Origin of the sequence: Paraburkholderia sp. IMGN_8 (assembly GCF_038050405.1) — a bacterium.
Classification (GTDB): Bacteria; Pseudomonadota; Gammaproteobacteria; order Burkholderiales; family Burkholderiaceae; genus Paraburkholderia.
The window spans coordinates 3,607,554-3,624,836 of sequence record NZ_CP150900.1 but is presented as its reverse complement, the minus strand read 5'-3'; the positions used below and the strand labels follow the sequence as shown (position 1 = coordinate 3,624,836).

Annotated in this window: 14 protein-coding genes; 3 read left to right on the top strand and 11 right to left on the bottom strand. The window is 58.4% G+C overall.

The features are described 5' to 3' along the window. Positions 1 to 38 precede the first annotated feature (38 nt). The 11 genes from WN982_RS16565 to WN982_RS16515 form a co-directional block, all read right to left on the bottom strand. Positions 39 to 938 carry a methyltransferase domain-containing protein gene (locus WN982_RS16565; RefSeq protein ID WP_341313011.1) on the bottom strand — a complete coding sequence of 300 codons (900 nt, stop codon included), beginning with the start codon at positions 936 to 938 and terminating at the stop codon, positions 39 to 41. A 234-nt stretch (positions 939 to 1,172) separates the two neighbouring features. Next, positions 1,173 to 1,349: a hypothetical protein gene (locus WN982_RS16560; RefSeq protein ID WP_341313010.1), complete on the bottom strand. Its 177-nt coding sequence runs from the start codon at positions 1,347 to 1,349 to the stop codon at positions 1,173 to 1,175. Between the two features lie 30 nt (positions 1,350 to 1,379). Then, positions 1,380 to 1,901, bottom strand: coding sequence for a class I SAM-dependent methyltransferase (locus WN982_RS16555; protein WP_341313009.1), 522 nt, complete (start codon positions 1,899 to 1,901; stop codon positions 1,380 to 1,382). A gap of 312 nt (positions 1,902 to 2,213) precedes the next feature. Continuing rightward, positions 2,214 to 3,092: a hypothetical protein gene (locus tag WN982_RS16550; RefSeq protein ID WP_341313008.1), complete on the bottom strand. Its 879-nt coding sequence runs from the start codon at positions 3,090 to 3,092 to the stop codon at positions 2,214 to 2,216. Further along, the gene (locus WN982_RS16545) at positions 3,089 to 3,682 is read right to left on the bottom strand and encodes a histidine phosphatase family protein (RefSeq protein ID WP_341313007.1); all 594 of its coding nucleotides are present in this window, start codon (positions 3,680 to 3,682) and stop codon (positions 3,089 to 3,091) included. Before WN982_RS16545 ends, WN982_RS16550 begins: the two co-directional genes overlap by 4 nt. A gap of 15 nt (positions 3,683 to 3,697) precedes the next feature. After that, entirely contained in the window at positions 3,698 to 4,753 is a 1,056-nt protein-coding gene (locus WN982_RS16540) for a glycosyltransferase family 1 protein (protein ID WP_341313006.1), read from the bottom strand. A 1-nt stretch (position 4,754) separates the two neighbouring features. Then, a complete protein-coding gene (locus WN982_RS16535) occupies positions 4,755 to 5,738 on the bottom strand; it encodes a glycosyltransferase (RefSeq protein ID WP_341313005.1) in 984 nt (327 codons plus the stop codon). A 143-nt stretch (positions 5,739 to 5,881) separates the two neighbouring features. Continuing rightward, a complete protein-coding gene (locus WN982_RS16530; protein WP_341313004.1) occupies positions 5,882 to 6,949 on the bottom strand; it encodes a glycosyltransferase in 1,068 nt (355 codons plus the stop codon). Continuing rightward, positions 6,946 to 9,483: a glycosyltransferase family 4 protein gene (locus WN982_RS16525; protein ID WP_341313003.1), complete on the bottom strand. Its 2,538-nt coding sequence runs from the start codon at positions 9,481 to 9,483 to the stop codon at positions 6,946 to 6,948. Before WN982_RS16525 ends, WN982_RS16530 begins: the two co-directional genes overlap by 4 nt. Before the next feature lie 4 nt (positions 9,484 to 9,487). Next, positions 9,488 to 11,644 (bottom strand): glycosyltransferase family 2 protein, encoded by a 2,157-nt coding sequence (locus WN982_RS16520; RefSeq protein WP_341313002.1) that lies wholly within the window; start codon positions 11,642 to 11,644, stop codon positions 9,488 to 9,490. Beyond that, positions 11,641 to 12,612: a glycosyltransferase gene (locus tag WN982_RS16515; protein ID WP_341313001.1), complete on the bottom strand. Its 972-nt coding sequence runs from the start codon at positions 12,610 to 12,612 to the stop codon at positions 11,641 to 11,643. The genes WN982_RS16520 and WN982_RS16515 overlap by 4 nt, the downstream gene beginning before the upstream one ends. 735 nt (positions 12,613 to 13,347) lie before the next feature. Here WN982_RS16515 and WN982_RS16510 point away from each other — a divergent pair. The 3 genes from WN982_RS16510 to WN982_RS16500 are packed head-to-tail and all read left to right on the top strand — an operon-like array spanning position 13,348 to position 17,232. Next, positions 13,348 to 14,307: an SDR family oxidoreductase gene (locus WN982_RS16510; RefSeq protein ID WP_341313000.1), complete on the top strand. Its 960-nt coding sequence runs from the start codon at positions 13,348 to 13,350 to the stop codon at positions 14,305 to 14,307. A 10-nt stretch (positions 14,308 to 14,317) separates the two neighbouring features. Next, positions 14,318 to 15,340: a glycosyl transferase gene (locus WN982_RS16505; protein WP_341315818.1), complete on the top strand. Its 1,023-nt coding sequence runs from the start codon at positions 14,318 to 14,320 to the stop codon at positions 15,338 to 15,340. A gap of 11 nt (positions 15,341 to 15,351) precedes the next feature. After that, positions 15,352 to 17,232 (top strand): nucleoside-diphosphate sugar epimerase/dehydratase, encoded by a 1,881-nt coding sequence (locus WN982_RS16500; RefSeq protein WP_341312999.1) that lies wholly within the window; start codon positions 15,352 to 15,354, stop codon positions 17,230 to 17,232. The last annotated feature ends 51 nt before the right edge of the window (positions 17,233 to 17,283 follow it).

Here is a 17,283-nt window from a genome sequence, read left to right as displayed (position 1 = left end):
CGAGTTCGCTCGGGCTGTTCTGCGGTGGCGTGCAAGGATCAACCCCGTTTGAGCGCGAATCGCAACGCCCGCTTGGTTTTCCAGAACGGGCGTCCGGGAACATCGTCGCCGGCTTCTGCTTCCATCCGGCGCCAACTGTTCACGGTGTGAGATTTGTCATCGGATGGCTGGAGCGAAACAAAGAACTCAATATCATTCCGATCGGTGTCGAAGAAGTTGCCGCAGGCAAAGTCGATGAGGTCGAACTCCGCCATTTCACGAAAGAGGCGTGCAAACGAGCGGGGCGAAAAAACCCAGCAATGCACGTCGTGATACGCCCCGTTTTCCAGACAATCCCGCGCTACATTCAATGCGGTTTCGAGATCGTGGTGCCGTTCGGTTGAGAAAGGGTCGAGAGGCGCCTTCCAGGCTGAGACGCAATCCACCTTGGCGACGTTGATGCAGTAGTCGATTAGGATCTGAGGTTGAGGTACCCGTGCATGTATCAGGTTGCTGTGCAGGACCGAAGCGATGTGGGTCTCTTGGCGGAAATAGTCGAATGTGAACCGTTTGTCCGGTACGATCAACCGCACCTCGCCGCCGGGATTCAGAATGGAACGCAACTCGCTCAACCACGCTATGAGATCCGGCACATGCTCTATCACATGTGATGCAACCACATAGTCGACCCGTTTTCCTCCCAGAGCTTGCTGAAGCGTGTCGGCGCCCCATACGGCATCCACTTCGACGATAGCATTTACGTCGACGCTGGGGTCGTCTTTGTACTTGGTACGCAGCGTTTGCGTGTTGGCGTGATCGACGTAGATGACGGGGCCGTCGTCTCTTAGAAGAAACGGCCGGCATAGCGCCCCGATTTCCAGGCCGAGACTATGTTCCTGATCCAGGCCGGCGAGAAGCTTTTGCTTTCGGGTGAGGAAAAAACTGTCCGCTGAAATCATGGCACTCCTGCGTTAAGCAAGTCTTCCAGATTCTTACCGAGCGTTAATCATAACCGAAGCCGTGTTGCACTGACTGAAGTCGACATCTAACCAAAAAGAATCGTGATTGGTTCGGAATGCGGGCGCAAAGAATCGAGGTGGCTTTTTCTGGCAGCAGCTTTACTTATCGGCATTTGTCTGTCGCCATGCAGGCAGCCAACCGGCCGACCCGCAACCCTCGGCGACCTTTCGTATTCAGCGGGAGATAAAAAACACGTCTTGATGGTTGTCCCATCCGCCAGGACGATGTTCGAGAATGGTCAGGCCATTCTCGTCGCAGACGTCACTCACCCAGTTATGCGGAATCAGGGCAATTCCGTAGCTGTCTCCGATGTAATCGACCGTCTTGGCTTCGAGCGAATGGTCGGGCATGTAGTTGACGAATCCGAACTCACCTGCGTCTTAGCTAGTTAGCAAATGTGCGCGCGCGGCGTCTCCGATCTGGTAGCAATCTACTGTCTCCAGGATCTCGCGTGAGCGCGCACCATGCGTCGTGACTACTGCAACCCCATCAGCTTTCAACTTTTTGAAAAAGTGCTTCATTACTGTCCGGGCATTCCGTCCGGACAAGTGAGTGATCAGCGATCCGAGCGCGGCAACGTTAAAGAATGCCTCAGGGACATTCTGAAACTCATAGACTGGATCGACAATGTAGTAACCTTTGACGCTAAATTTCTCTACGCAGAAATCAACGGATGGCACCATGATGTCGGCCACGTGTATCCGCTTGGGGTCGAATCGAGAGACAAGGTGGCGTGTCACCCGCCCGTAACCACATGGCAGTTCAAGAATGTTTGGTGAATCGCCTTTCGCAAGCTCGACCGCATGTGAAACAAAATCTGCCATCTGAGTGCCGACCGACGCGTAATGCTCGTGGGAGCCATGAAACATGTCGTCGTCTGGGTGGATCGGTGCCGATTGCATGGTACCTCTCGTCAATCGTAGTTATGGGCCGCTGGAAGGGGCGCTTGTCGTACGGACTGAAACAGGTTGCATCTGTAGCAAAGCGGCCGCCGAAACGGCCCGGTTGTGTGTGCTTGTCTCACTGAAAGCGCCAACCGGAGAACGACCGCGGGATCGAGGTGATTAGCGTTCGTTATTCGCCTTGAGATACCGTCTTACCGGAATGTGAATGCGTGTGGCAGCGTAGTAAAGGATGCCAAATCTCTGGATGCAGCCCGCAAAAAAAAGCGTTGTCTTGTAGTCTCAGTTCGTGAAGCCTTAAGCAACAACCGTTCAGTCCAGACGAACCGGCTGTCCAGTATGGGGATGCGGTCGCGTCGCATAGAAATCAAAAAAATGCTGTTGCCACAAAGCGCAGACTGTACCCATCTGATCGACTAGCTCCTGCCCGAAGACCCCCGTGGCGTCTGCTTCATCAATTTTCGCCCGCATGCGCTCGAACAATAGCTTTTCAAAGTCGTTGATGCAGTAGTCACGTACCTCTTGCGTGCTGAACGGGTAGGCCGCCCGGGACATCTCAGGATGCAGTGAAATATAAGTGCTGAACAGTCGCTCGACAATGAAGGGCAAGAACGGTGCAGGGTCCGTATGCGTCGTGTCCAGCATAACGGCGCGTGCTGCGTCGTGAGACGGGTTGGCTTCGAGAAAGTCGGCAATCGGAAGCAATGTTCCTCCGACATACTCGTCCCAAAACCGCTGCGAGCCCACCCAGAAATTGCAGTAGGCCAGCGACGCAAGCCCGTGTCGCGGAGTGTCCGCGATAGTCCAGTCAAAGCCGCTTGCATCTAGCAGCGCTTGCGTTGCCTCAGTCAAGCCAGGGTGCGCCTGCTCGCCTTGCATCCACACGTTGTAGGACCAGTAAGCGAGTTGCGGAAAGGGATTGATAAAGCAGATATCCGAATCGGGGTGGCCCTGCACGAACTCAAGGAATCTGGCGCCGGAGATCTTCGATTTCAGCGTGAATTTCGGCGAAAAGAGTCCCGTGTAGTCGTGCCGGCGATGATCGCCGTTGCGATACATGTCGATCAGAATCTTGAACTCGCGCCACTCGGGGCGCGAATTGTCGGCTCGTACGAGCGGCAGAAACTCAGCGCAGGTCAGCGTCTGCTCTGCTGCGTAGATCGGTTCGAATATCGCAACGGTTTTGCTCATACGTGACCTGCACGCTCGAGACAGTAACGGTTCAGGTCCGCGCGCCACTTCAGGTAGGTAAATGACGCATTCGGCACGGTGAAGCTGGGATAGTGCGTTTCGATCGGAACTCCAAGAAGGTGTTGCAGCACTACGCTAATCGGGCCGCCATGTGCGACAGCAACCATCAGGCCGGCTTTCTGAACTTGGGGCTGCACCTCGGAATCGACCCACCCTTGTACTCGCTCGGCCATTTGCAGATGCGATTCGCCTTGTTCGTACTGATTTCTAATGTTCTTGTTGAAGTCCGGAAAGGCTTGATTGAAATCCGTCTCGAGCCACGATCCGTATATACCTGGATGAGTCTCTGCAAGCCGTGCGTCGAACGTCATCGGCGTCGACTCGCCGAAAAGCAGTTCAGCGGTCTGACGTGCGCGTGCCCATGGACTGCAATAAATCTGCGATGGCTGGAAGGCAAATCGTTCGAGCGTAGCGGCGAGATTGATCGATTGGGTTTTGCCAAGGTCGGTCAGCCCGTCCCTGTCGGTCGAAATCAGCAATCCTTTGGCGTTGGCGACCGATTGGCCGTGCCTGATCAATAAGAGATCCATGTCGGTGTGTCCCGTTTAGACCGGATTCTCGCCGGTCACGAGTTCGAGGAAGGTCTTCGCCGGTCCGGCGAGGCCGAACCGTTCACGAGCGTCGACGTAAGCTTTCAGCCGCAACGAATTGCGCAGTTGCTGATCCTGGTACAACTCCTCCATCGCGCTGGCCCACTCTTCGGCCGTGTTATTCACCAGAAGGCCAGTATCGCCGTGCGAGACCGCGTCCTCGTACACGGGAGATCGCGAATAGATGCCGGGGATACCGAGACTGCCGTAATCGATGTACTTGATGCACGATTTGCAGCTGTTAAAGAACAGCGCATCGGGATCCTCACGTCCGCCTAGCGGCACGATCGAAAACATATAGCCCGCATCCCGGATAGCCGCCTTATACGCCGAATTTTCCAGAAAGCCCTTCGACACCAGCCGCGGAATTCGCGACATCTCGGGGAATCCGTCACCCCAGAATTCAAACGCGACATCAGGGTGACGCTGCAAGAAATCGACAACGACCTTGAAAAATTCCTTTCTGAATTGGACGAGCTTGATGCCATCCGTGTTCGAGAACAGAATCTTCGGCGGGTTCGCTTCGCGCCAGCTCGATGGGTCGGACGGAAGCGCCTGGTGATCGAAGCCGTTGGGGATGACTACAACCGACGGCCTGATCCGGCGCAACTTGTTTCGCAGGGTGTCGTTCGAGACCGTGGCAATCGACGCCTGCCGGATAAGCCAGGTGATATTTGCCAGCAAGTCGTCGTTCAGATCGGTGACGCTGTACATCGGCAAGTCGATGATCCAGTCGTCCATATCGTAGATGGTGCGCAGGCCGAGGTCGTTGGCCATACGCATCACATCGGTGGCGCGGTTCGAACTATGCTTGTTGAACAGCACGGCATCGAAACGCCGCAACTGTCCAACGGTCACGTCGCTTTCAACGATCTCTTCCCATTCGAGCATCCCGTTGTTAGCCATATAGTTCAGAAGCGGGCCAAAGCGGGCAGCAATCGAACGCGACATCAATCTGTCGTGGGAGAGCGAGATTCGCTGAACAACTAATAGACGCGGAATCTTCGGCATTTCAAATACTTTCCCGTGCAAGCAGTTCAGCGATTTGCGGGCCGATGATCGATGCCGAATGACGTGCCATCACGCGGTCGTAAGTCGCTGCTACTTTTGCGTCCCGGTCGGTGTCATTGATCGCGCCCGCAATCGCAGAGGCAATTGCGCTCACGGAGTCCGTCGCCGTGTACCAGACACCGTTTTCAAAATGCTCGCGCTGCCAGGGGCCGTCGGACATGACCAAGGGTTTCTGCATGATGGCGCCTTCCAGGCTCGATCGGCCAGGCGGATCGATACTCGGCTCAACCATCACATTGCAGTTGGCAATGATCGACCGGAGCAGCGCGCTGCAAGGTTGGATGAACGGCAGGAAGGCGATGCCGGGATGAGCTTCCGCAACGCATTGCCGATAATAGTCGTCGTCGCGTGCGCCTCCCACGAACAGCCCGTCCAGCTGAAGTTCATTCAAGGCTCTGATGGTCTGTAGCTGATTCTTGATCGGCTCGATCAGCCCCAGGCATAGTGCGAAGTCTGTACTATTTGAAACCGTCGATAGCAGATCTTTGTCGGGCTGCGCCAGAAAGCGGTTCGATACGCAGGTGGGCAGGACTTCGATTTTCTCCGCTGGCACCGGGATGTATTGCGTAAAATTCTCGAGTTCCGCGTGGGACTTGAATAACAGCTTATGCGCGATACGCGTGATTTCCTGAATACGCTCGACCTCACTGGCCGGAATGGGGCCGAGCCACCAGACGTTTGGCCAGAGGAAGATGCGCTTATTTCTGATTGCCGCTTCGCGCAATATGGCGTGGCTGTCGGCATGCACCGAGAAATGAATCACGCCATCGTAGAAGTTAAGCGGACGGCTACCGATGCCGTAGATGTCGGTATGGACGCCGGACGCCTTGAGGATTTCGGCAACCTGCACGAGTTCTGATTCGCCGCCACCACTGACGGTAAACGCGGTGCTATACGTTGTCAGAATGAATTTAAGCCCGGTCATGCGTTTCTCCCCGTTGCGTCAGCGTACGACAAGTACGGCTTGCCAAACAGAATCGCTTGCGCGCAGAAGGACTTCGTTTGCGTGTGACGCATCCTGCGTGTGGAGGAATTCCGGTTGACTGTTGAAGCCGCTCAGCAAAACACTCATGGCGTGTCGGTCCCTCGAAGAGCACAGTCGAACACCTCCGCCCAATGCCGCCAAGACGTTCGTTCCAACAGGACGCCCGCACGCGCGCGCGCGCGCTGTGTCAATGCGTCCCAACGGGAGGCATCATTGCGCAGCGCGATAATCTGATCGGCTATCTGGCCCGCTGTCTCGCGTTCGTTGATGACTAGTCCGGCATCATTTACCACTTCAGCGGCAGCATGGCCGGCCCGCACCACCGCGGGAATGCCGCGGTGCATTGCCTCGAGCGCGGGAATGCAGAAGCCCTCATGGCGGCTCATCGAAAGCAGCAGCGAAGCGCGGTCATAACTCGACAGCAGATCTGCATCGTCGACCATTCCCGTGAAATCGATACGTGTCAGTATCCCAAGCGCGCGTGCGCGTTTGAGCAGGTATTTGCTGTAATCGTAATTCGGCATGCTGCCGACGATCGTCATCGTGGCGTCGACACCTCCCTCGACAACGCGCGCGAATACCTCGATGGCATCTTCCACTCGCTTGTGCGGCACAACGCGGCCAAGCACCAGCATGTTGAACGTATTCGGATTGCGGTGTGCAATCGCGTTGTCCCCAAATGTCGGCAAACTTTCGAAGACGGGGGGGATGACAACGATACTCGAAACGTCGACATAGGGTGCGAGGTCGTGAGCCACATGCATCGAGTTGGCGACGATGACATCAAATCCTGCCAGCCGCGGCAATTGCGAAAATGCCTGCTCGCAAAGGTCGGCCGTCACCGGCTCGAATTCACGCAACAAGGCGGGGTCGGTGACCCCGTGGAAATAACAAATCTTTCTGCACGGCAAGGCAAGTAGCCGATCGAGGAGTGGGTCGACAATTGAATAACTGACGTACAGAAGATCCTCGCTTGTCACCTCCGAAAAAAGCGATTCAATTGGCTGCACATGCGATATCGAAGTATCGAAGCGCTGGGCGTACGCTAGCGCATTCCACCCTGAATGCGCTGCCATGGTAGCCAGCCCAAGGCAGTGGTTGCCGACGGCATCGCCTTCGAAGATGTCTGGTGCACAGATCAGCAGTCTCATCGTCCGACCGCCTTTCGAATTTCGTCCAGGCGCTGCGCATATGCGCGTGCCACCGCCGCCATCGAATGGTCTCTTTCGATGCGTGCGCGACCGGCCTTGGCAATACGCTCGCGCAGGTCTGCGTCGCCGAACGCCCGGGCAATCTGGCTGGCAGCAATCCCTACGTCAGGATCACACCAGTATTGTCCTTCGTGGAACAAATAGTCTCCGGGGCGCAGCGGAACCAACTCGCCGTCGACAAGGAACGCTGTCTGCTCGTCGCAAAAATCCACGTTACCCGAGAAATTGGTTGCGACGACAGGCTGACCCAACGCCATCGCCTCTGCAATGACACGACCGAAGCCTTCGCTTCGATGCAGCGAAATGTAGGCGTTGCAGCAGGCCATGAAATCAATGGTGTCCTGCCGATTCAGCCGCTCGGAGACGATATGGATACGATCGTCTGCTGCCGCCAGTTCGCGGACCTGCCGCCAGGTCGGATCGTCGTCGCGAGCGTTCATCGCCTTGATGACCAGGCCGACGCCGCTTGTCTCCTTCGCGAAGGCTTGTTTGAATGCCATGATCCCTGCCACGGGATTCTTTCGTGTCAGCCAGGAATTTCCGTCGAACATCAGATAGAACAGGAAATCGTCGTCGGGAAGGCGAAAGCGCTTGCGGTCAGTCGTTTGCGGCGTTGGAATGACCACAGCCATGGGCATGTGCCGCACTTTGGTCCGACCAAGCCTTGCATACACGGCCTCCACGAAGCGGCTTTGGGCCCAGATCTCGTCAACGAACTCGTGGGATTGCCCGAACGCACTCGGCCAGTGAGGCAACTCCCACGGCCAGGCGCCAATCTTGTAGGTATCTGACTCAATGAGTCGACGGCCGCCTTCGAGCGTCAGCCGCACCATCTCGGGCGGCGGAAGGCAGAACAGACTGACCTGGTAGGCGAGGTCGTCGCGCAGCAGATGGTCGACCGACGTATCAATTCGTGGCGGCCCGCTCATGGGTGCATTGATTAGTGCGACGTCGAAACCGCCGAGTTGTATTGCCTGCGCGGCCATCCGAGCGTCCTCGCCTAGCCCAAGCACGCCTTGAGGAAAACCCACAATATTCACACCAAACGGCCGTGTCAGCATGCTCGCCTGTTCAGGCTTGATCGCATTGAAGGCCTGCTCCCGGATCTCGGTCGGCATTACGCGAAGGTGCCGGAGCTGTGGATACTCGCCTCTGCCGGAGGTGTGCCACCACGAGATCAGTGCCAACGCACCCTTCGTGGTTCCGATGTCGAAGGCCGCGGCCAGATCCGGCCTGCTTTCACGGATCGAGAGCAGGAGCCGAGGCAGTGCCATTGCTGTCGGAGGTGTTAACTCCATTCGCATCAGGTCGTTCAGACTTTCCTGGAGTTTCCATTGAAGACTCGGATATTCCCGTTGGCCGGATCCGATCCACCAATTCATCGCATCCAGCCGGCCCCGAAACGTATCGAGATCAAATAGTGATTGCAGATCCGATCGGCTCCTGACCAGAAGCGGCAGAAAATGCGGTACACGGAAAAGTCCCTGCTTGTCCCCGTCATCGAGTTCATTGAGCCGGTCGAATATCTTGGCCGTCGGCCAGTCGAGGCGCCGGTATTCGCGCTTGCCATGCACATCCCACCAGAGGAGCATGGCGAATCGGCCATGAAAGCTATCGAGATCGATCTCGCGGCTCAGGTCCGGTCTGCTGCTGACGAGTGGCGCGAGAAAACGCGGAACATCGATCAGTGTCCCCTTCTCGTCGCGCACAATCTGGTTCAACTGGTGAATGACGGGCGAAGTTTGCCAGACCAGCCTCGGGTACTCGAATTTCCCGTGCTCGTCCCACCAGATCAATGCGCCAAAGCGTCCTGCGAACGTTGTCATGTCCAGGCTGGCGCGTAAATCATGGCGGCTGTTCACGAGCAGTTCGAGGAATGCCGGAACGCCGATCAGGGTTGCGTTCTGCTCGCCGCCCAATTCGTTCAGGCTATCCCATACTGGATTGGGTGACCATGACAGCCGGGGATATTCAAACTGACCATGTGTTTCCCACCAGCTTAACGCGGCCAGTTGCCCCGAAAAGGATCCAAGATCAATATGAGTGCGCAAATCCGCTCGCGCGTTGACGAGGAGCGTCATGAAGCGTGGCAGTCGGGCACGGGTGGGCCCGATCGCCAGATCGCTCTTAAGCAATGCTTCAAGCAGGGCCTTGTCATCCAGAATGTCTGGGCCATTGCCGGCAAGCCAAAAACTGATTGCACGCGGATACTTGTCGATCAGCGCCTCTGCATCCAATTGCTTTACATACGCGACCTCCGATTTACCGAGAACCCACTCGAAATCCGGATAGTCGCGCTCGCCGTAAGCCTTCCACCAGAAATACAGCGTTATCCGGCCTTCAATGGTCTGGTGTTCAAAGGACGCAAGGTCAGACCGGAACTTCAACAGGAAATAGATTGCGTTAGGGAGCGCAAACAGTACATTGGGAGACGGATGCCTGCATTCCGTTGCCCAGTCTTTTGTCAGTGACATAGTGTTATTGAGCCTTCGTGAGACGCGGACTCATCGTCATCACGAATTCGGTCGAGTCGATGGAGAGATTCGGCGAATAGAACGGGTCGTTCCACAATGCGTCGCCCCAACGCTTCTTCACGAACTCTATTTCCTTGACGAAGCGGGCCATCTTCTCAGGCGTATCTTCGTACCCGCGCGAAGCGGATTCGTGGTGGTACAACTCCGCAAACGGGGTCCACACGTTGCGATAGCCCGCCTCCCGTACACGCAGGCAAAAATCGACATCGTTGAAGGCGATGACTAGGTCCTCGTCGAGCCCCCGCACTTCACGATAGATACTCGTGCGGATGACCAGACACGCCGCCGTGACCGCGCTGACGGCATTGCGCAGGACTGCCCGACTGAAATACCCCGGTGCATTGCGTGGCAGGTACTTGTGGCCGTGGCCGGCCAGCCCGCCCATGCCGAGATACACGCCAGCATGCTGGACCGTGTCGTCAGGGTAGAGCAACTTCGCGCCCACCGCACCAACGTTGTCTTGCAGAGCGATGGAAGCGAGCTCGCTCAGCCAATCCGGCGTGATGACTTCAATGTCGTTGTTCAACAGGCAGACAAGCTCGGCTTCACTCGCTAACGCAATGTGATTGTTGAGCGCGGAATAATTGAACGGAGAGTCGTCGCGAACTACGCGAATGCGGGAGTCGCCTTCATAACTTTTAAACAGTTCAAACGTTTCGGGCTTCTCCGAGCCATTGTCGATGATCGTAATCAGGTAGTTCTGGTACGTGGTGCGCTCCTTGATGGAATCGACGCACTGCTTGACCAGGCCGGCCGCGTCGCGGGTCGGAATGATGATTTCGACAAGTGGTTCTTTCTCAGGCAAAGCGTAGACGATCCGCTGATACATCACCGCATCGTCGGCAGATTGCACCTTCGCCGCGATATTGCAGCGCGTCAGGTGCTCCTGGATTGCGCGACTAGCGGCAATCACCGCGTAGGGCTTCGCATCCGCACTCGATGCGGTACTTTCCGGCAATACGCGCCAGTGATACAACACGCGCGGGATATGGCGGATTGCCTGCGGACCAACTGCCTCCATCACACGAAGCGCAAGGTCATAGTCCTGCGAGCCTTCCAGCCCCTCGCGGAATCCGCCGACCTGCTGAAGAACCGAGGTCTTGTACACGCCGAAATGCGAAATCATGTTCTGACTGAGGAACAGGTCGTAATTGAAATCGCACTTGAAATATGGCTCGTATCGCCGGCCATCGACTGTGATCTTGTCCTCGTCGCTGTAAATCAACGCGGCTTGTGGGTCCTGCCGAGTCAGGGCCGCGGCGTAGTACAGCGCCAACGGATGCAGTTCGTCGTCGTGATCGAGCAGGCCGGTGAATTCGCCGGTGACCAATGCCAGCGCACTATTGCTTGCCGCACTGATATGGCCGTTTGTCGGGCGATATGTCACCTTGATGCGGGCATCACGCGCCGCGTATTCGTCCAGAATCGCTTTCACATGGGGCTGCGTGGACTTATCGTCCGCAATGCAGAGTTCCCAGTTTGTATAGACCTGATTGAGTACCGATTCGATTGCCTTGCGCAGATACTCGGCAGGCGAGTTGTAAGTCGGCATCACCAAGCTGATGAGTGGCTGACGATCCCAGCTGCGCGCGGCATCTACCAGACTCGAATAGCGATCCTGCGACACCTCGTTGAGTGCTATCCAGTTCTCGTAGGTAGCAGCAAGTGGGGTGCCGGACGCTGCTGCTGCATCAGCCTGTGCAAGTGCTGCCTCGTTTGCTTCGCCGAATGGCAAAGAGTTCTCGTCGACGACCAGCGCAAAGTCGTTCAGTGAGAACGGCCCTGGAAACGCGATGGGATCAAAGCGCACTGCACGGAGCGTCCATGGGAACGAGATGGTTTGCTCTACCTTGCCGTTGGCGTCTGCTCGCAGCCAAACAGCCCCTTGCTCCGACATTCCGTCGCCCTTGTCAACATAAAGCATGCAAGGCGTCTTTGGCATCTTGCCTGTCTCGAGCGAAAAAGACAGGTGTACGGTGCGTCCACGCATGTGTTCCCAACCCACAATGGCAAACTGCGGATCGTTTGTCGTTGCGTTCCATTGGTAGGCAGCACCCGAAAATACTTCAACGTTGTTGAGCGGTTGCAGTTCAAGTTTCATTTTGTCAGCAGGGAATCGTAGAGGTCTTTCAGGGGTGACAGGACTGCTTGCCAAGTCAGGTTGCGAGCGCTGCCCGAAGTGCCGGCGCGCTTTTGTGTAAGGGCATCGTGAATCGACTGCGCGATACTTTCGACATCGGACGGGTCCAGATAGGCGACGTGCTCGGCGAAGTATTCTTCGGTAGAGCCGACTTTCGTCACCGCGATACTGGCTCCCGCAGCGTGCGCCTCAAGCGCGGCGAGCCCCGGTGTTTCCAGCGTGCTCGGCAAAACAAATGCGTCGCATGCCGCGTAGGCGGAGCGGAGCACCGGCGAATCATGAGCCAGCGTACCGGCGTAAATGAGTTGGTCGCCGCCCTCTGCGAAGCACGCTTTCGCATATTCGGGATCGCGCTGGTGACCGATCAGAACGAGCTTGAGCTCGGGGAACGACTTCATCGCCTTGGCCAGCGCCAACTGGTTTTTGCGTGGTTCGATGTTGCCCACGTTCAGCACGAAGCGATCATGAATCTTGAACTCGCTGCGAAACAGTTCGGGCGCGACCGGCTCGTAAAAGCTTTCCTCCACGCCGTTCAGGACCGTGGCGAATTTTTCCCGGGGGAGGTCGAAGATCCGCGCGAGCGTATCGCATTCGATGTCGGAGTTCGCCACTACGCGATCCGCCAGCGAAAACTGATGATGGATCTCGCCGATCGGATAAAGATGCTTGGTCTCCTCCGTCACCCAGAGACTAGACGAAACCACCAGCGGCAAGCCCAACTGTTTAACAAAGTTACAGAAGTGGACCGAGCCGCCGACGCACGAGAAAAAGTGGACCACGTCATTTTCGAGGAACCGCGGGTTCCATGGATCGAACAGCGTGACGTCCACTCCATGAGCGGGAAGATGCTTGTGATACGCAAGCAGCTGTATTTCTCCGCCTCCGGGGGTATGGAAGGCCATAGGGTAAGTGGCGAACAGCACTTTCATCGATGGGGTCTCTATCTGCTCAAACGTTTATTCAGACCAACACTTCCTGCCAGCGCACAGGTGGCATGACGCGCCAGCGCTTCATGCGGCGCGAAACGGCAATCCGTGAGATGCGTCGCTGCGATCCGGCCGGCACGTCGCGGAACGTACGCGTTGCGGCGCGATGCAAAGCTCAGTGGTAACAGTGGTAACTAAGTGTTGGTTCAGCGGAGCGCGGGCCGTTGCGCACCCACGTCGCTGGGGGGCGAAGCTGATTGTGCTGTCGTCGAGCACGTCGGATCGAAACCGCGAATTCCACATGCGCGAATATGTTTGAGATGTTAAGAAGTGTTTGGACTGGGCGTCTGGGTGGCTCGTCCGTTTTATCATCACGACCCTAGACATCTGCCGTGCTTTCAGCCTGTTAGCTGCCCGTGCATTTTAGCGCCTAACACTCGCGAGGAGCGGACTGAAGCGGAAGCTGCCCGCATACAATACGCTTTCCAAACGGATTCCCTTATAAGCATCGCCGATGCCAGATTGTATCGTGTCTCATCAGTCAGCCCCGCCGTATGCAGGCGGCACAAGCCTCACAGCAGCTCGGTCGCGTCGTCAAGCGCCGCGCGTCGGCGCGACGACGGCGTGTGCGATGCGTAGTAGCCCGGGCAAGCCGGTTCCAGGCGGCAAGCGTGCGTCCCGCCATGCAGGTGCGATGCTGTGCCCTTCGGCCAGCATCCGCCCACGAGAGGCCGGCCGATGACTCAGCGTGTGTTGATTACAGGCGCCAACGGTTTCGTCGGCAAGGCGGTTTCGCGCGCATTGCTGCAGCGCGGAGACAGCGTCACCGGTCTGGTACGTCGCCCGCAAACGACCGCTGATGGCGTCCGCGAATGGATCTTCGATGCGAACGACTTCGAGGGTATCGACGAGCGGTGGCCGGTGGCAATGCATTGCGACGCGGTCATCCATCTCGCAGCCCGCGTGCACATGATGCAGGAAACGGTGGCCGATCCGCTTGCTGCGTACCGCTCCACCAACGTCACCGGCGCCTTGCGCGTCGCCGCGGCCGCTCGCCGTGCGGGGGCGTGCCGCTTCATCTTTGTCAGCAGCATCAAAGCCGTCGCGGAGAGCAGTTCGGGCCGTCCTATCGGGGAAGACGACGACCCCGCCCCCAGCGACCCCTACGGCATCTCCAAACTCGAGGCCGAGCGCGCACTGGTCGAGTACGGCCGTAAGTCGGGCCTCGAAATCGTGATCGTGCGCCCGCCGCTCGTCTACGGTCCGGGTGTGCGGGCCAACTTTCTGCAACTGATGCGCGCGATTGCGAACGGCGTCCCTTTGCCGCTCGGCGCGATCGTCGCGCGGCGCAGCCTTGTATTCGTCGACAACCTCGCGGACGCTCTAGTGCACTGCACAACCGACCCGCGCGCCGCCGGCCAGACCTTCCACGTCACCGATGGCCGCGATCTGAGCGTCGCCGAACTGGCGCGGGCGCTCGCCACGCAGCTGCACGCGCCGGCACGTCTCGTCCCTGTCCCTGTCGGCTTGCTGCGCCTTGCCGGCCGCCTGACCGGCCGCTCGGCCCAGATCGACCGGCTGATCGGCGAGTTGCGGTTGGACAGTTCACATATCTGCGAATGTCTCGGCTGGTATCCGCCCTATACCGTTGAACATGGCCTGCTGGAAACAGCTGCCTGGTATCGCTCTACCCACTGAAATGTCCGTCATGCCGATTGCTTCACTTTTTGCAGGTCCAGCTGTGCATCTGCTCCTTTGGGGGCTGGTCGCGCTGTGCGCGTGCGCCGCGATTCTGTGGGCTTTGCTGAAGACCGGCCTCTCCTGGCGTCTCGCCACCGACATCCCTAACGACCGCTCGCTGCACACGCGCCCGACGCCGCGCGTCGGCGGCTGGGGCATCGTGCCGGTTGTCGTGGTTCTGATCTGGCTCGCGGCGCCCGCCCTTTGGCTGCCAGCCCTCGCGGCGGCGCTGCTCGCCACGTTGTCGCAAATCGACGACCGCCGCGGCTTGCCCGCGCGCGTCCGGTTCGGCGGCCATGCCCTCGCCGTGGCGGCGCTGGTCGCCGCCTATCCGGCCGATGTCCCCTGGTGGGCACTTGCCGCGCTGGCGTTTTTACTCGTCTGGCTGGTCAATTTGTACAATTTTATGGACGGCTCGGACGGTTTGGCCGGCGGCATGGCCATGTTCGGCTTCGGCGGCTATGCGATCGCCGCGTCCATCGCGGCGCATCCGGACCCCGCGCTCGCACTCGCCTGCGCTGTGGTGGCGGGGGCGGCAGCGGGCTTTCTTCTGTTTAATTTCCACCCCGCGCGGATTTTTCTCGGCGACGCCGGCTCGATCCCGTTGGGTTTCCTGGCTGGCGCCCTCGGTTATTGGGGCTGGCGCGAAGGCGTATGGCCGATCTGGTTTCCAGCGGTCAGTTTTGCCCCTTTCATCGGTGATGCATCGGTCACTTTGCTCAAACGCCTAGCTCGCGGCGAAGAATTTTGGCAAGCGCACCGCGAACACTACTATCAAAGACTGGTGCAGGCCGGCTTCGGCCATGCGTCGACGGCGCGAGTTTGGTATTTCTTCATGGCGGCGGGCATAATGCTTGCTTTGTGGGCGATGGGCATTGCTGTGGTGTATCAATGGCTGGTTGTTGTCGCATGGGCTGCTGTGCTTGTGCTCGCCGGTGTCTGCATTGATCGGCACTGGCGGCGTCACTTGTCCCGTTCCGGGCAATCCTGAGGTACTACGCAATGAAAAGATTCAAAGCCCGATGGCTTTCGTTCAGTGCGTTTGCGTTCGATTTGTTGGCGGTGGCCCTGGCCTGGATGCTGGCATACGTGATCCGCTTCAACGGTCCCGTGCCGGAGCCGTTCTGGATGGGCGGGATGCATGCGTTGGTCTGGGTGCTGCTGATCTACGCAGTGATGTTCCGCAGCTACGGGCTGTATCGCGGCATGTGGGTTTTCGCCAGCCTGCCCGACCTCGTGCGGATCGCCAAGGCGATCGGCGTCGGGGCGCTGGTTGTCGTCATCGGTTCCGCGCTTGTGCAGCCGAGCCCGGTGGTGCCGCGCTCCGTCCTGATCGTTTCGCCCATGCTGCTGTTCCTCGCAATGGGCGGTTCGCGCGCGCTGTACCGTGCGGCCAAGGAGTTTTACCGCTACGGCGGGCTGGTCGGGCAGGGCAAGCCCGTGTTGGTGCTCGGCGCAGGCAATGCGGGCGCGAACCTGGTGCGTGAGCTGAAACGCTCCGGCGAATGGCGGCTCGCGGGTCTGCTCGACGACGACCCGGTCAAACAGGGCCGCGAAATCTACGGCTACCGCGTACTCGGCGCAATCAGCGATCTGCACAAGATCACCGCCGAAATGAAAGTCGAGCACGTGATCATTGCCGTGCCGTCGGCTTCGGTGGAAGTGCATCGGCGAATTGCCACACTGTGCGTGCGCGCGGGCGTCCGCGCCATGACGCTGCCGGCGCTGACTCCGCTTACGCAAGGCCAGGCGTTCTTGTCGCGGGTGCGTCAGATCGATCTGGAAGACTTGCTGGGCCGTGATCCGGTGATGATCGATACGCCACATGTCGAAGCGCTACTCAAGAACCGTGTCGTGATGGTGACCGGTGCGGGCGGTTCGATCGGCTCTGAATTGTGCCGGCAGATTCTGCGCTACGGGCCGGTGCAACTGGTAGCGTTCGATATTTCTGAATTCTCGATTTATCGGCTCAACGAAGAGCTGCGCGACAAATATCCCGAAGTATCGGTGGTGCCGATCATCGGCGACGTGAAGGATTCCTTGCTGCTCGACCAGGTGCTGGCGCGTTACTGCCCGTATATCGTCTTTCATGCGGCGGCGTACAAGCACGTGCCGCTGATGGAAGAGCTCAACACGTGGCAGGCGGTGCGCAATAACGTGCTCGGCACGTATCGAGTCGGGCGTGCTGCGATCCGTCACGACGTCGCTCATTTCGTGCTGATTTCCACCGACAAGGCCGTCAACCCGACCAACGTCATGGGCGCGAGCAAGCGCCTTGCGGAGATGGCTTGTTCAGCGTTGCAGCAGCAGGGCTCGAAGCGCACGCAATTCGAAACGGTGCGGTTCGGCAATGTGCTCGGCAGCGCCGGCAGCGTGATTCCGAAGTTTCAGGAGCAGATCGCGCGCGGTGGCCCGGTGACTGTCACGCACCCGGAAATCACCCGGTTTTTCATGACGATTCCGGAAGCGTCGCAACTGGTGCTGCAGGCGTCGAGCATGGGACATGGCGGCGAAATCTTCATCCTCGACATGGGCAAGCCGGTGCGGATCGCCGACCTGGCGCATGACTTGATTCGCCTATACGGCTTTACCGAAGAGCAGATTCGCGTGGTGTTCACGGGTCTTCGCCCAGGCGAGAAGCTATACGAGGAACTTCTGGCGGACGACGAAACGACCACGCGTACGCCGCATCCCAAGTTGCGCATCGCGCGGGCGCGCGAAGTGCCCGACAGCTTCATCGATAATCTGCTTCCCTGGCTGATGCAGCACCGCGTGCCGAGCGACGACGAAGTGCGACGCGATCTGCGGCGCTGGGTGCCGGAATATCAGCCGGGCAGCGCGCCGGCGCTGCGCAGCGTCACGCCGGCAACGCGGGTTTCCTGAACGTTAGCGTTAGCGGTTGTGCTTCCGGTCAAGCATCAAAAGAACAAGGCG